At 67.6% G+C, this 14,260-nt stretch carries 13 protein-coding genes; 8 read left to right on the top strand and 5 right to left on the bottom strand.

Features of this window, described 5'->3' with window-relative positions; all coding sequences use genetic code 11:
* The first annotated feature begins 8 nt into the window (after nucleotides 1–8).
* The 7 genes from ACFQZV_RS04660 to ACFQZV_RS04690 are packed head-to-tail and all read left to right on the top strand — an operon-like array spanning nucleotide 9 to nucleotide 7,039.
* Nucleotides 9–806, top strand: coding sequence for an LLM class flavin-dependent oxidoreductase (locus ACFQZV_RS04660; RefSeq protein WP_378753269.1), 798 nt, complete (start codon nucleotides 9–11; stop codon nucleotides 804–806).
* Nucleotides 763–1,731 carry an LLM class flavin-dependent oxidoreductase gene (locus tag ACFQZV_RS04665; RefSeq protein WP_378753267.1) on the top strand — a complete coding sequence of 323 codons (969 nt, stop codon included), beginning with the start codon at nucleotides 763–765 and terminating at the stop codon, nucleotides 1,729–1,731. Before ACFQZV_RS04660 ends, ACFQZV_RS04665 begins: the two co-directional genes overlap by 44 nt.
* Nucleotides 1,728–2,927, top strand: a complete 1,200-nt coding sequence (locus ACFQZV_RS04670) for an acyl-CoA dehydrogenase family protein (RefSeq protein WP_378753265.1) — start codon at nucleotides 1,728–1,730, stop codon at nucleotides 2,925–2,927. The genes ACFQZV_RS04665 and ACFQZV_RS04670 overlap by 4 nt, the downstream gene beginning before the upstream one ends.
* On the top strand, nucleotides 2,924–3,955 hold the full coding sequence (locus ACFQZV_RS04675) for an acyl-CoA dehydrogenase family protein (RefSeq protein ID WP_378753263.1): 1,032 nt from the start codon (nucleotides 2,924–2,926) through the stop codon (nucleotides 3,953–3,955). The genes ACFQZV_RS04670 and ACFQZV_RS04675 overlap by 4 nt, the downstream gene beginning before the upstream one ends.
* Entirely contained in the window at nucleotides 3,952–5,505 is a 1,554-nt protein-coding gene (locus ACFQZV_RS04680; protein ID WP_378753261.1) for an AMP-binding protein, read from the top strand. The genes ACFQZV_RS04675 and ACFQZV_RS04680 overlap by 4 nt, the downstream gene beginning before the upstream one ends.
* Nucleotides 5,502–5,894, top strand: coding sequence for a Zn-ribbon domain-containing OB-fold protein (locus tag ACFQZV_RS04685; protein ID WP_378753259.1), 393 nt, complete (start codon nucleotides 5,502–5,504; stop codon nucleotides 5,892–5,894). The genes ACFQZV_RS04680 and ACFQZV_RS04685 overlap by 4 nt, the downstream gene beginning before the upstream one ends.
* Nucleotides 5,891–7,039, top strand: coding sequence for a thiolase C-terminal domain-containing protein (locus tag ACFQZV_RS04690; RefSeq protein ID WP_378753257.1), 1,149 nt, complete (start codon nucleotides 5,891–5,893; stop codon nucleotides 7,037–7,039). Before ACFQZV_RS04685 ends, ACFQZV_RS04690 begins: the two co-directional genes overlap by 4 nt.
* 603 nt (nucleotides 7,040–7,642) lie before the next feature.
* On the opposite strand, the gene ACFQZV_RS04695 is transcribed toward ACFQZV_RS04690, so the two are convergent.
* The 4 genes from ACFQZV_RS04695 to ACFQZV_RS04710 are packed head-to-tail and all read right to left on the bottom strand — an operon-like array spanning nucleotide 7,643 to nucleotide 11,049.
* Entirely contained in the window at nucleotides 7,643–8,128 is a 486-nt protein-coding gene (locus ACFQZV_RS04695; RefSeq protein ID WP_378753255.1) for a MaoC family dehydratase, read from the bottom strand.
* Between the two features lie 32 nt (nucleotides 8,129–8,160).
* The gene (locus tag ACFQZV_RS04700) at nucleotides 8,161–9,075 is read right to left on the bottom strand and encodes a hydroxymethylglutaryl-CoA lyase (RefSeq protein ID WP_378753253.1); all 915 of its coding nucleotides are present in this window, start codon (nucleotides 9,073–9,075) and stop codon (nucleotides 8,161–8,163) included.
* Nucleotides 9,076–9,092: 17 nt separating this feature from the next.
* Nucleotides 9,093–9,881, bottom strand: a complete 789-nt coding sequence (locus ACFQZV_RS04705; protein WP_378753251.1) for a FadR/GntR family transcriptional regulator — start codon at nucleotides 9,879–9,881, stop codon at nucleotides 9,093–9,095.
* A gap of 1 nt (nucleotide 9,882) precedes the next feature.
* The gene (locus tag ACFQZV_RS04710; protein WP_378753249.1) at nucleotides 9,883–11,049 is read right to left on the bottom strand and encodes an acyl-CoA dehydrogenase family protein; all 1,167 of its coding nucleotides are present in this window, start codon (nucleotides 11,047–11,049) and stop codon (nucleotides 9,883–9,885) included.
* A gap of 88 nt (nucleotides 11,050–11,137) precedes the next feature.
* Here ACFQZV_RS04710 and ACFQZV_RS04715 point away from each other — a divergent pair, with 88 nt between their 5' ends.
* Nucleotides 11,138–12,397: an acetyl-CoA hydrolase/transferase family protein gene (locus ACFQZV_RS04715; RefSeq protein ID WP_378753247.1), complete on the top strand. Its 1,260-nt coding sequence runs from the start codon at nucleotides 11,138–11,140 to the stop codon at nucleotides 12,395–12,397.
* Between the two features lie 119 nt (nucleotides 12,398–12,516).
* Here ACFQZV_RS04715 and ACFQZV_RS04720 read toward each other — a convergent pair whose 3' ends face one another.
* Nucleotides 12,517–14,187 (bottom strand): flavin-containing monooxygenase, encoded by a 1,671-nt coding sequence (locus tag ACFQZV_RS04720; RefSeq protein ID WP_378753245.1) that lies wholly within the window; start codon nucleotides 14,185–14,187, stop codon nucleotides 12,517–12,519.
* Between the last annotated feature and the right edge of the window lie 73 nt (nucleotides 14,188–14,260).

The raw sequence follows: 14,260 nt of genomic DNA on the forward strand, positions 1-14,260 counted from the left end.
GGACGAGGATGTCACCGGAGACAGGTCTCGCATGCAGCTTCCGAACGACCCAGGACATGCAGTTGGCCGAAGCCCTCGACAGGGCGGCACGCGCAGCGGACGACACGGCGCTCGCGTCGTGGTGGAGTCTGGGAGATCGGGATGCCGCCGCGGATCGCAGCCACGACCCGATGCTCGGCCTGCAGGTCGTCGCGACGGCGACACGCAGACTGCGCGTGGTGGTCTCCGGTGATATCCCCTCTCTGTACAGCGCACCGGTCCGGGCGAAGCAGATAGCTACGCTCGACTGGTTCAGCCAGGGTCGCGCCGAGCACGGGGTCGATCTCGAGCCCGTGCCCTCAGCGCTGACGGATCCGCTTCGCTCGCACCCCGACGACCACGTCGGGCACGCGCTTGATCAGATCGGCGCCATGCGGGCATTGTGGACCGAGCGCAGGGCGACCCACACCGGACCGTTTATCTCGTTCACCGGCGCGATCGCGCTGCCGAAGCCGAAGGGGGACCGCGTGCCCGCCACCCATGTGCGCGCGACCGGAGCTGAGGACCTCGCTCGGTATGTGGCGTCGTGCGGCGCACCCGACGGCTGGGTCGTCTGGTCGCCGGCCGCTGACGATGTCGACCGCGCCAACTCGGTGCTCGACGACGTCCTTGCCGATCGGGCGGGAGACGTCCGCCGGACGTGGGTGGTCCCCGCGACAGAGGTCGACCGCGCGCGCGGGTCCGCCCCCGATCTCGGCGTCGACGAGGTGGTCGGCTACTTCGATGAAGTGCCGACTCCTGACGACGTTCGAACCCTGGTGGCCTGACATGGTGGCGATGACGGTGAAAGGACGCCCCCTCGAGATCGGGATCGTCGATCTCTTCGACGGGAGCCCGGAGCGGGATGCGGAGTTCATCCGGAGCTTCGCGCAGACGGCGGAAGACCTCGGATTCGCGGGCATCTGGCTGCCGGAGCACATCCTCTTCTTCGACCAGTACGAGTCGGAGTATCCGTATCCCTCCGCGCCGTCGGCGGCAGACCCGACGCGGTCCGAAGTGCACAACGCGACGGTGGACGGCAAGCCTCGCGTCGAGGTCTCCGACGATCAAGGCCTGCTCGACCTCTTCCAGACCGCCGTGCAGGTGAGCCGCGCGACGACGCGGATCCGCTTCGGCAGCTCTGTCCTGCTTCTTCCGTTGCGCAATCCGGCGATGATCTCGCGCGAGCTGCTGACTGTCGGCGAACTGACGGGCGACCGATTCGACCTCGGTGTCGGTGTGGGCTGGTCGTCCGAGGAGATCGAGGCCTGCGAGACCGACTTCGCCTCTCGCGGGCGACGCAACGAGGACATGATGGTCGACCTGAGATCGAGGTGGTCGCAGGATGCCGCCGAGCGTCCGGGAACCGTGCGTGCTACTCCACGGATGCTCGTCGGTGGGCACTCACCCGCAGCGATCCGCCGCGCCGCGCAGGTCGGCGACGGGTGGTATCCCTGGAATCTGACACTGCCGCAGTTCGCGGAGCACCACGCGACGTATGCCCGGAAGGTCGCTGGGAGCGGCCGCGACCTCGCCGATCAGCACGTCATCGCCGGACTCCGCTTCAGCGGAAACCTCGAGGCTCTTCCCGCGGTCGTCGAAGGCTACGCGCGCCTCGGCGCCGACGGAGTCAACGTCTCGCTTCGCACCGACGCCCGATCGTACGACGAGACGCTGGCGACGGCGTCGCGAATCCTGGAGCTTGCCGCATGAGCGAAGACACCGCATCACTCGACGACTTCCGCCAGGAGGTGCGCGAATGGCTGGCCTCGCACGTCCCCGCTGCTCCGCTGACCTCGTGGACCGATCCCGAGGGGTTCGCCGCCCATCGGGAGTGGGAGCGTGTGCTTTACGAGGGCGGCTATGCCGCGATCGACTGGCCAGCGGAGTACGGCGGGCGGGATGCAGGACTGCTGCGCTCCATCGCGTTCGGCGAGGAGTACTACCGTGCCGGCGCCCCCGAGCGCATCAACATGGGTGGGCTCTACCTCCTCGGACCCGTGCTCATGCAACACGGGACACCTGAGCAGTGCGCGCGCTGGATCCCCGACATCCTAAGCTGCCGCACGATCTGGTGCCAGGGCTTCAGCGAACCCGAGTCCGGCTCCGACCTCGCGTCCCTGCGGACGCGGGCCAACCGCGAGGGTGACGAGTTCGTCGTGAATGGGCAGAAGATCTGGACGTCGATGGGCGCCTACTCCGACTGGATCTTCGCCCTCGTTCGCACGTCGCCCGTCGAGGAGAGCCGCCGCAAGCACGACGGCATCACGTTCCTGTGTATCGACCTGCGCTCGCCGGGTGTAGAGGTCCGGCCGCTCACGATGGTCGACGGAACCCGCGGCTTCGCGGAGATCTTCTTCACGGACGTGCGGGTTCCCGTCGAAAACGTCGTCGGCGAGATCGATGGCGGTTGGGCTGTCGCGATGTCGACTCTCGGCTTCGAACGCGGCGCCGTCTTCGGCGACCACGCGAAGTACTCGAAGGATGTCGCGAACCTCGCGCGCCTCGTGCGGGCCCGCGACCTCGCCGATGATTCGTCTGCGCTCGATGAGCTCGGACGCGTCTTCGTCAAGACCGAGGTCTATCGCGCCAACGTGTACCGGCTGGCCGAGCGGGCGGAGCGTGGGGTCGACCTGACATCGACGGCCAGCATCAACAAGGTCTTCTGGACGCAAATGCAGTACGACATCTTCGACACGGGTCTGCGCCTGCTCGAGGACGATGCCGTCGTCGTCGGCTGTCCGTCGGCGCTCACCGGCACCGACGAGGTCGCCGCGCGGGCTTGGGCCGACTGGCACCACCGCTACTGGTACTCCCGTGCCGCCATGATCTTCGGCGGTACGAACGAGATCCAGAGGAACATCATCAGCGAGCGTGTGCTCGGACTTCCCATGGAGCCCAGGAAATGACACAGGCAACAGCGAGTCTCGACGCGGAGCGGCAGGAGCTGCTCGATCTCAGCGAGGAGCTCCTTGCGCGCGCGTGCACCGTGGATCATCTCCGCGCACGCCTGGACGACGGAACGGCGCATAGTCCGGCCCTCTGGGCGCGTCTCGCCGAGGCCGGCATCCTCTCGGCGCTCGTCCCCGAGGAGCAGGGCGGGATCGCACTGACGCCCGCGCACCTCTCGACGACCCTGCACGCCTTCGGCCGGCATGCCGTGCCGGAGCCCTTCCTCGAGACGGCCGTCATCGCGGCGTCGGTCCTCGGCGCCTCGTCGTGGCAAGAGGCGCCCGCGTGGCTCGAGCGCATCGCAGGGGGAGACGCGATCGTCGCGATCCGCATGGATGACGCCCCCCACGTCGCCTTCGCGCGCGACGCCGACCTGATGATCGACCTCCGCAGCGACGATTCCGTGCACGCGTTTACGCGGGAGGAGCTCGATGTGCGCGACGTCGCGTCTCTCGACCCGTTGCGGCCGCTCGCCGCGGTCACGACGACGGGACCGAGGGCTGTGCTGGAGGTCGCGCCCGAGGACCTTGAGCGCATCCGGGCCATCGCCGTCGCGGGAGCGGCTTGTATGCTCGCGGGTGCATCCCGCAGCCTCCTCGACCTCACGGTCGACTACATCGGCGTGCGCAAGCAGTTCGATCGCCCTGTCGGTTCCTTCCAGGGCGTCAAGCACAAGGTCGCCGATGTCGCCGTCATGGTCGACCTCGCCGAGGCGGCCGCTCTCACAGCGCTCGACCGTGTCGCCGAACCCGATGCTCTCCGCCGTGCGGCGGCAGCGAAGGCATACGGCGGAGACACCGCGCATCTCGCGAACCTCCACGCACTGCAGCTCCATGGGGGAATCGGCTTCACGTGGGAGTACCAGCTGCACATCTGGCTCAAGCGCGTCATGAGCCTGTCGGCCGACTACGGCACGACGCGGATGCTGCGACGGCGGCTGGCCAAGGAGCTCCTCGCGAGCCTCGACGAGGTGCCGTCATCGTGAGCGGGCTCGGCTTCTGGCGCATCGCCTCGGGCGACCCGGGTGCGGCCGCCGTCGTAGCATCCGATGGAATCGTCGTGTCGCGCGGCGAACTGCTGGCGTGGTGCAACGGGATCGTGCATCTCCTGCGTGCGCGCGGTGCACGCGTCGGCGACCGTGTCGTGGGAGTCGTCGCGAACGAGCCCCTCGCCCTCGCCCTCGCCCTCGCGTGCCAGCAGTCGGGGGTGTACTACGTCCCGGTCAACACCGCGCTCACTGCGGGCGAGATCTCGTACATCATCGGCGACGCGCAGCCGGTCTCGGTCTTCACATCGGCTCGATTCAGCGACGTCGTGAGCGCAGCAGCGGATGCCGCGGAGCTGCCCGCCGACGCGCGGTTCGCGTTTGCGGCATCCGAGGGATTCATAAGCCTGCCTCGAGTGCTCGACACGCTCCCGACGGGTGCGCCGGAAGCCCGCACCCCCGGGGCTTTCCTCGGCTACACGTCGGGGACGACCGGACGACCTAAAGGCGTCGCGCGCGCTCTCGCGCAGGGCGACCCCGACGACGTGTTCGCCGAGGGTGCGCAGTGGCAGCTCGGCATGTTCGGCATCGAACCCCTGGCATCCGGCGTCCATCTCGTGACGTCGCCGCTCAGCCACACCGCAGTCAGCGGACTCGCCGTGACGTCGCTGCACTTCGGTCACACGATCGTCCTCATGGAGCGCTTCGACGCTGAGCACGTGCTTCAGCTCATCCAGGAGCATCGTGTGACGACGACCCACATGGTGCCCACACAGCTGCACCGTCTGCTGCGGCTCCCCGCCGACGTCCGCGCGCGCTACGACGTCAGCTCGATGCGCAACCTCGTGCACGGGGCGGGACCCTGCCCTGAGTCGGTTAAGCGCGACATGCTCGCGTGGTTCGGCCCGGTCATCTGGGAGTATTACGGAGCGACCGAAGCCGCGGGCACCGTCATCGACTCCATGGAATGGCTCGCGCGGCCCGGAAGCGTCGGGCGCCCGCAGCCCGGTGCGGAGATACGCATCCTCGACGCGGGACGCAATGACGTGCCCGCCGGTCAGTCCGGCGCGGTGTTTCTGCGCATGGGGGCGCTCGCCTTCGTCTACCGTGGCGACCCCGACAAGACCCTCGCGGGCCGCCACGGCGACTTTGTGACGGTCGGCGACATCGGACGTATCGACGAGGACGGCTACCTCTATCTGCTGGCGCGAATGTCGGAGGTCATCGTATCCGGCGGCGTCAACGTCTACCCCGCCGAGGTCGAGGCGGCGCTCCTCGAGCATCCCGAAGTCCGCGACGCCGGTGTCATCGGGCGGGCCGACGCGGAGTGGGGTGAGATGGTGTGCGCCGTCGTCGAGGCGGTGCCGGGAACACCGCTCGCCGATGCAGGCTCGGAAGCGACTTCCCTGCTCTTGCCGTTCCTCCAGGAGCGCCTCGCCCGATACAAGGTGCCGCGTCGCGTCGAAATCGTTGACGCGCTCCCCCGCGGTGAGAACGGCAAGCTACGCAAGCACCTCCTGCCCGCCCTCGTCGAGAAGGTGTCGTCATGAAGCCCCTCGCCCAGCCCACGCCCGATACGCGCGAGTGGTTCGCGCTCATCGACGAAGGACGCTTGACGGTGCCGCGCTGCCGCGAGTGCCGCGCGTTCTTCCTGTACCCGCGCAGCTCGTGTCCGAGGTGCGGCCACCGGGCGATAGAGCTCGTGGATGCCGCGGGCACGGGTACGCTGCTGTCCTTCGTCATCAACCACCGCGGTCCCGAGGGCTTCGTGCCTCCTTACGCCCTCGCGATCGTCGAGCTCGCGGAAGGCCCGCACCTCATGGGCACGCTTCGCGCACCCGATTTGGAGGCGGTCGAAGTGGGCACGTCCGTCCGTGTGGCCTTCGAACAGCGAGGCGACCGTCGCGTCGTCTGCTTCGACATGGAGCGGGCCGCATGAGCCTCCGTGGAGCGGTCGCGATCGTCGGAGCGGCGGAGAGCACGGACCTCGGCCGCATCCCCGACAAGTCGGCGCTGGAACTGCACGCGGATGCCGCACTGAACGCGCTCGCGGACTGCGGGTTGACACCCGGGGACGTCGACGGAGTGGCATCCGCGGGCGAGATGCCCAACGACGTCGCCGACTACCTCGGCATCGTCCCGGAGTATCTCGACGGCACCAACGTCGGGGGCTCCTCTTTCATGCTGCACGTGCGTCACGCGATGGCGGCGATCGCGGCGGGGCTGTGCGAGACGGTCCTCGTGACGCACGGCGAGTCAGGGCGGTCGCGCGTGGGCATGGTGCCGTGGGCCCCCGCTCCGCAGTCACTCATGGGCCAGCTCGAGGTACCCTACGGCCCGATCGGCGCGCCGTCGCTCTTCCCGATGGGGGTGCGTCAGTACATGGCGCGCTATGGGATGACACGGGAGCAACTCGCGCTTGTGCCCGTGATCCAGCGCGAGTGGGCGGCCAAGAATCCGCGGGCGAAGCTGCGGGATCCCATCACCGTCGATGACGTCTTCGCGTCGCCGGTCATCGCCGACCCCGTGCATCTCCTGCACTGTTGCCTCGTGACCGACGGCGGCGGTGCGCTCGTGCTGACCTCCGCCGAGCGCGCGAAGGACCTGCATCCGTCACCCGTCTACGTGCTGGGCGCGGGGGAGTCGAGCGAAGCCTCTGTCGTCTCCGGACTCGAAAGCCTCACCTCGTCCCGCGCCATCCGCATCTGCGGCGAGCGGGCGTTCGCGCAGTCCGGCGTCCGTCATGACGACGTGGATCACCTCATGATCTACGACGCTTTCGCCCACGTGCCGATCTTCGGACTCGAAGACCTCGGCTTCGTCGGTAGGGGTGAGGCGCCGGCGTTCATCGAGGAACGCAACACCGCTCCCGGCGGCCGCCTCCCGCTCAACACGAACGGCGGCGGACTGTCGTATACGCACACCGGAATGTATGGGATGTTCGCGATTCAGGAGTCGGTGCGCCAGGTGCGCGGCACCGCGCCCGCCCAAGTTCCCGGCGTGGACGTGAGCGTCGCGACCGGCGTCGGCGGCATGTTCATGAGCTCGGGCACCCTCGTACTCGGGAGCGCCGCCACTCTCTGACCGGCGACACGCCGCGGCGCCTGCTGGGTTGGCCGCAGGTCGGGGCGCGTCCGCCGGGCCAGGGCGGACATTCCGCGCCCCGGCGTGACGGATCGCGCCCCGCAGCGAACTGCTGGATGTCTCCGTCACCCGCGCGCTGCCGGCGTCGATCCGCCCCGCGCGGCGCATCCTGTCGGGATTGGGTGGGCTTTCCGCGCCCCGGGTGACGGATCGCGCCCACCGCAACCCGTGAACGCCTCCAGCCCCACGTGCGCGCCGGGCGGTCAGCGCGGGCGGGCAGTGGCCGGGCGCGCCCAGTCTTGGACCGAGAGGGGATACTCGCGCCAACCGGCTTCACGGTCGAGCAGGCTGATACTCACGTGGTCGGCGGCCGGCATCGAGATGCTCGTGGAGGCGGGAGACGACGGCATACTCGTCGCCCCACGCGACCATCGCGACGATGAGCCGGCCCGATCCGCCGCCGGCGGTGTCGTCTTCCGTGAACCCGAGGCGTAGCCAGTTCGCGACGTAGTTGGGCTGATCGAGGTGGCGCGGACGTCCTCGAATGCCTGCACGCGCCTCTCGAGCGCGTCGATGCGTGCCGTCGTGCCGGTTATGCGCCTGTCAGCTCAGCGGCGTCGCGTCGTCGGGGAGGCAACGGACGAGCGCCGTCCGCACCGCACGGCAGACGAGCACGCCGTTCTGGTTGTGACCGCGGTGCTCGAGCGTCACGATGCCCTGCCCCGGTCGGGAGGCTGACAGGCGCTTCTCGCCGATCTCTGTCTCGCAATAGAGCGTGTCGCCGATGAAGACGGGCGCCGGGAACTCGATCGTTCCGAAGCCCAGATTCGCGATGGTGGTCTTCTGCGTCAGATCGGGCACGCCGATGCTGCAGACGACCGACAGTGTCAGGAGGCTGTTGACGAGGCGCTGGCCGAACTCCGACTCCGCCGACTTCTCCGCATCGAGGTGCAGCGTCTGCGTATTGAGCGTGATGCTGCAGAAGAAGACGTTGTCGGCCTCCGTGATCGTGCGCCCGGGTTCGTGTCTGAAGACGTCGCCCGTGATCATCTCCTCGTAGTATCGGCCGCGCCGCGTGTGGACTGTCATCTTCGACTCCTTCGTATCGTGTGTGCGGGGGATCAAGCGGGCTGCGCCGCCAGGGCGCGGACGACGCTCGAGGTCGAGGGGCGGCCGAGCTTCTCCGCCATCCAGCTGCTCGTCTTCGCGAGAGCCCGCACGTCGACACCGCTTTGGATGCCGAGCCCGTCGAGCATCCACACGAGGTCTTCCGTCGCGAGGTTTCCCGCCGCGCCCGGGGCATAGGGGCACCCGCCGAGCCCACCGGCCGACGCATCGAACGTACGGATGCAGGCTTCGAGTGCAGCGTACGAGTTCGCGAGCGCCTGGCCGTAGGTGTCGTGGAAGTGCACTGCGAGCACATCCGCACCGAGCCCCGCGGTGTCGAAGGCGTCGAGCAGATCGTGAACCCGGCCAGGAGTCGCGAGGCCGAGGGTGTCTCCGATCGACAGTTGCGACGCACCGAGGTCGTACAGGCGGCGGCCGACCTCGACCACCTGTCCGACGGGAACGTCGCCCTCCCACGGGTCGCCGAAGCACATCGACACGTAGGCGCGGACGTCCATGCCCTCGTGGAGGGCACGCGTCACCGTCGGCGCGAACATCTCGAACTGCTCGTCGACCGAGCGGTTGAGGTTCTTCTGCGCGAAGGACTCCGTCGCGCTGCCGAAGATCGCGATGTGGCGGACGCCGGCGGCGACGGCCCGGTCCAGCCCCCGCAGGTTCGGGACGAGGACGGGGTAAGAGACCGCGCCGGGCAGGTCGATTTCGCGCAGCACGTCCTCGGCGTCGGTGAGCTGGGGCACCCACGTCGGGTGCACGAAGCTCGTCGCTTCGATCGTCGTGAGTCCGGATGCCGCGAGCCGGCGGATGAACTCCACTTTGTCGGCCGTCGCGATCACGGTCGCCTCGTTCTGGAGTCCGTCGCGTGCTCCGACCTCGTATACGGTCACGCTCTCGGGCATCTGCGTTGTCATGCTCTTCCTTCTTCGGATCAGGCGCGCGAGCGCACGGCGCCTCCGGTGCGCGAGCGCACGAGGGCGATGGGCTCGCCGAGGAGTTGGGGGTACTCGATCGCAACGTGGGAGGCCATCGCTTCGAGGTGCGCGCGCATTGCCGATTCCGCAGTCTCGGCGTCTCCCGAGATGATCGCCTTCAGGATCTTCCGGTGCGCAGCTTCGGCGTCGTGGAGGGAGTGCTCTGGGTACCTCACGCCCGCGTCGTGCCCGTCGGCGATCATGCTCAAGACGTCCCACATCACGGCGAGCGGGCGGTTGGCTGCGGCTTCCGCGATCGCCGTGTGGAACTCGCGGTTCATCCGCCGCCACTCCTCACCGCCCTCGTCGAGTAGCTCGAGCGCCTCCGCGGCATCCTGCAGTTGCGTCGCCTGCTCAGCGGTGCGGTGAACCGCTGCGGATGCCGCGAGCGCCGGTTCGATGAGGAGCCGAGCATCGAGAATCTCACGCAGACCGATGTCGCTCATCCGCATGAGAACCGAGAGCGGACGGGCGATCGACTCGCGACGAGGGGATGCCACGAAGGCGCCGCCGCCCGCGCCGACGCGCGTCTCGACGATCCCCTCCGCCTCGAGGATGCGCAGCGCCTCCCGGATCGACGCGCGTCCCGCACCGTATTGCAGCACCATCGCCGCCTCGACGGGCAGCCGATCGCCGGGCCGCATACCCGCCTGCACGATCCCTTCCGCGATCGCCTCGGCGAGGACGATGGGCTTGCGCGGACGCTGGATATCGGTGGACGTCGACGCGGGGCGCGGGTCGGTCATGTCAGTACGAGCGCGGGAGGGACAGGACGTGCTCGGCGATGTAATTGAGCACCATCTGTTGCGGAACGGGCGCGCTCTTCATAAGCCGAGACTCGACCCAGAAGCGTCCCACGTCGTACTCCTTCGCGTATGCGAACCCGCCGAGGGTCTGCATCGCGCAGTCGGCGGCGAAGAACGCGGCATCCGATGCGAGGAACTTGGCCGCGTTCGCGTGCTCGCCGCACGGGAAGCCGGCGTCGTACCGCCATGACGCCTCGCGCACCGCGAGCTCCGCGGCCTTCAAGCGCATGTGGGCTTCGGCGAGCGGGAAGGAGATCCCCTGGTTCTTGCCTATGGGGCGGCCGAAGACGACCCGTTCGCGCGCGTACTGCGTCGCGGTCCGCAGTGCCGCGCGACCGATCCCGATCGCTTCGCCGGCGATGAGGATGCGCTCGGGATTCAGGCCGTCCAGAAGATAGGGGAATCCGCGGCCCTCTTCGCCGACGAGGTCGTCTGCCGAGACGCGCAGCCCGTCGAAACGGATCTCGCATGACCCGACGGCATTGCGGCCGATTTTGTCGATGAGTTCGATGTCGACGCCGGGTGCTTTCAGATCGGCGAGGAACAGGGACATTCCCTTCGTTCGCTTGTCGACCTCGTTGAGGGGTGTCGTCCGTGCTAGGAGCAGCACCTTCTCGGAGATGTGCGCCTTCGTGATCCAGACTTTCTGGCCCGAGACGACGTACTCGTCGCCGTCCCGCACGGCGCGCGTCGTGATCGATGGGGTGTCCGTGCCGGCATCCGGTTCGGTGACGCCGAACGAGACGTGCAGCTCACCGGAGGCCACGCGGGGGAGGTAAGCCTCCTTCATGGCTTCAGAACCGTGCTTGACGACGGGATTCATGCCGAAGATCGAGATGTGGAGCGCGCTCGCGCCGTTCATGGCTGCTCCGGATGCCGCGACCTCCTCAAGTACGACCGAGGCCTCCGTGATGCCCGCGCCGCCGCCGCCGAACTCTTCCGGGATCGAGATCCCCACCCAGCCCGCGCGGGCCATGGCGTCGTAGAAGTCCCACGGGAACTCGTGCTGCTCATCGCAGCGGCGCCAGTACTCGGCGCCGAAGCCCGCGCAAATGTCACGCACGGCCTCGCGGATGTCGCGGATGTGCTCCGGTTCTTCGAAATCCATCGTCTTCCACTCTGAATATGCGGATGTTTCGAGATGCCAGCATATCAAGCGCTTGCTTTATCCTGTCAAGTCGGTAGCATCCGAAGACATGACCGCTCCGACGCTGGACCTCGTTCCCGCCGCAGACGCCCTCTCCGACCTCGTCGCGGGTTCGCGGATCGTCGCGGGCAATGCGTGCGGAACGCCCCTGGCGCTTCTGCGTGCGTTGGGCGATCGCGCCCCGTCGGCTCCCCGCGTGTCGCTCACGGTGGGGCTCACACTCGGAGATCCAGGGCTTCGAGCAGCCGTCGAGAACGGAGCGCTCGGAATTCGCAGCTGGCACGTTCACGGCGAGATCCGGGGGATGCTCCGGGACGGGCTCGTCGAATACCTGCCGCTGCGACTCGTCGATGTGCCGAGCGTCGTGCTCGCGCACACCGACGTCGCTTTCGTCCGACTCGGACCCCCCGATGCGGAGGGGTATTGCAGCCTCGGGCCCTCGGCAAGTTTCACGCGTGACGCGATCCGGCACGCGGGTCTTGTGATCGCCGAGATCTCCGACGACGTTCCACGGACAGCGGGAGACAGCCGTGTGCATGTGTCCGAGATCGACCGGTTCGTCGATTCGACCGTCGACATGCCGCGGTACGAGTCGACGACGCCCACAGCGTCCGCGATCACGGTCGCACGCCTCGTCGGTGGTCTCATCCCCGATCGTGCGACCGTCCAGCTCGGGATCGGCGCGATCGGCGACGCGCTGGCCGCGGAGCTGTCGCAGAGCGGTGCCTCGAGGTCGATTCGCCTCCACGGCATGGTGTCCGACCCGATGATCCCCCTCGTGCGTGCGATCGCTGAGCGCGGAGAACCCCCCGTGCAGGCCGTCGAACTGCTGGGATCTGCGGGACTCATGTCGTGGGTCGACGGCAATGCGGTGATCGAGATGCGCGACTCCCAGAGCATCCACCATCCCGCGGTGATCGCCGGCATCCGGTCGTTCGTCTCGGTCAACTCCGCCGTCGCCGTCGATGTGCGAGGACAGGTCGTCGCCGAGACGGTGCGCGGCGGGGTCATCTCAGGTGTGGGTGGGAGCGCCGACTTCTCGGAGGGTGCCCACCTCTCACCGGGTGGCATGCGGATCATCGCCCTCGCCTCGACTACCGCCAAGGGGCAGTCGACCATCGTCGCCTCCCACGGGACCGGCGACCTCGTCACTGCGGCACATCACAGCGTCGACGCCGTCGTCACGGACCACGGCGTCGCGTGGCTCCGCGGCCGCACGGCCGCCGAGCGACGGGACAATCTCATCTCGGTGGCAGCCCCCGAGCACCGTGATGCACTCGCCGCCGACGCCGCGGCGCTTCGAATTTAACGATCACGCGGGGAGGTCCGCGTCTCGTCGACAGCCGCTACGACGAGCTGGTGCGAGGTTGTCGGTATTCGTCCTCGTGTGGCGGAACGTCAGGGCTGCGGCCCCGTACGCTCCCGGTCCTAGCAGGCCGTGACCGCCGCGCGCTCGAGATCGAAGCTCGGATAGCCGTTCGCGGTCTCTTCCGCGAGGCGCCGACGGTAGCGAGGACCGCCGCCGAGGTAAACCATGTCGCGGGGCTCTTCGTCGCGGTCGAGGTTTTTGTTGTGTCCATTGAACCACGACTTCGTCTTCGACATCAGCAGCTTCGCGTTGACTTCGTGGACGTGCGCGGTCCACTCCCGTTCTGCATCCGCACGAGCTTCGATGCGGATGATTCCGCTCGTCTGGATCTCCGTCACGAAGCCCGTCATCCAGTTCACGACATCTTCGATGCCACGGGGGAAGTTTGCCGACGCCGAACCCGACTGGGGGCCAGCGAGGACGAAGAGGTTCGGGAATCCGTGCACCTGGACGCCGAGTGTCGTGACAGGACCCCTCGTCCACTTGTCGCGCAGTCGCTGACCGTCCACGCCGACGATGTCGATTCGGTCGAAGGGGCCGGTGACGGCATCGAAGCCCGTCGCATAGACGATGACGTCGACGTCGATCTGGGGACGCGTGACGTCGCCGTCGAAGCGGATTCCGTCAGCCGTGATCTCTGAGATGGGGGTCGTCTTCAGATCGACGAGTTCGACATTGTCGCGATTGAACACCTCGTAGAAGCCGGATTCGCCGGCGACTCGCTTCGTGCCAAACCCGTGATCCTTCGGGGTCAGGAGGTCGGCGATGTGGGGGTCCTCTACGCGTTCGCGGATGCGCTCCGCGATGAACTCCGTAAGTTCGGCGTTGGGACCTGGCTCCATCATTGTGTCGCGGTAGTTGCCCATATACATCCCGGCGCCCGAGCCCCGATAGAGCTCGTGCCAGTGCGCAACCCGCTCTTCGCGCGTTACGTCGGTGCTGAGGACGCGGTCGGGGCGGTGGATGAAGCCCGCCGGCGTTTCGCTACACCACTTGAAGATTTCGTCGTAGCGGGAGCGCAGGTCGGCCATCTCATCGGCCAGGATCGGCGAGTTGCCCAGCGGCGCACACCAGTTTGCACCGCGCTGCAGGACGTACAGTTGCTCAACGGAGGTGGCGATGTCGGTGATCACCTGGACGCCACTGGCCCCCGTGCCGATCACCGCGACGCGCTTGCCCGAGACGTCGAGGTCTTCGGGCCAGTCGAACGTGTGTACGGCATCTCCTGCGAAGGTGTCCATCCCTGCGATGCGCGGGTAGGTCGGTGCCGAGAGGATGCCGATGGCGGAGAGCACGAAGCGAGCCTGGATGGACCGTCCGTTCTGAAAGGCAACCGTCCACTCACGGTCCTGCTCGTTCCACACCATCGACACGACCGCGAGGTTGTAACGGATGTGGGAATCGAGCCCGTATTTGTCGGCGAAGTAGTTGAGGTAGGCGAGGGTCTCGGGCTGTGCTGCGAAGCGCTCCGACCAATCCCACTCTTCCAACATCTCGCGCGAGAAGGAGTACTGATACGTGTACGACTCGGAGTCGAACCGGCATCCCGGATACCGGTTCTTGTACCACGTGCCACCGAGGCCACTATTGGCATCGACGAGGATCACGTCGCTGTCTAGTTCAAGCAGTCTCTGCAGTTGGCAGAGACCACAGACGCCGGCGCCGATGACGAGATACTCCACGAACTCGGGGAGCGACCGGTCCTCCGCGGCTTCTGGGATCGAGTTCACAGTTCCTCCATAAATCAAGCGCTTGCTCTAGACTATCACGGAGACATCTTTCCGCAGTGGAGAGGACCGGATG

The sequence above is a fragment of the Microbacterium koreense genome, from assembly GCF_042677105.1.
In the GTDB taxonomy this organism is placed as follows: domain Bacteria; phylum Actinomycetota; class Actinomycetes; order Actinomycetales; family Microbacteriaceae; genus Microbacterium; species Microbacterium koreense.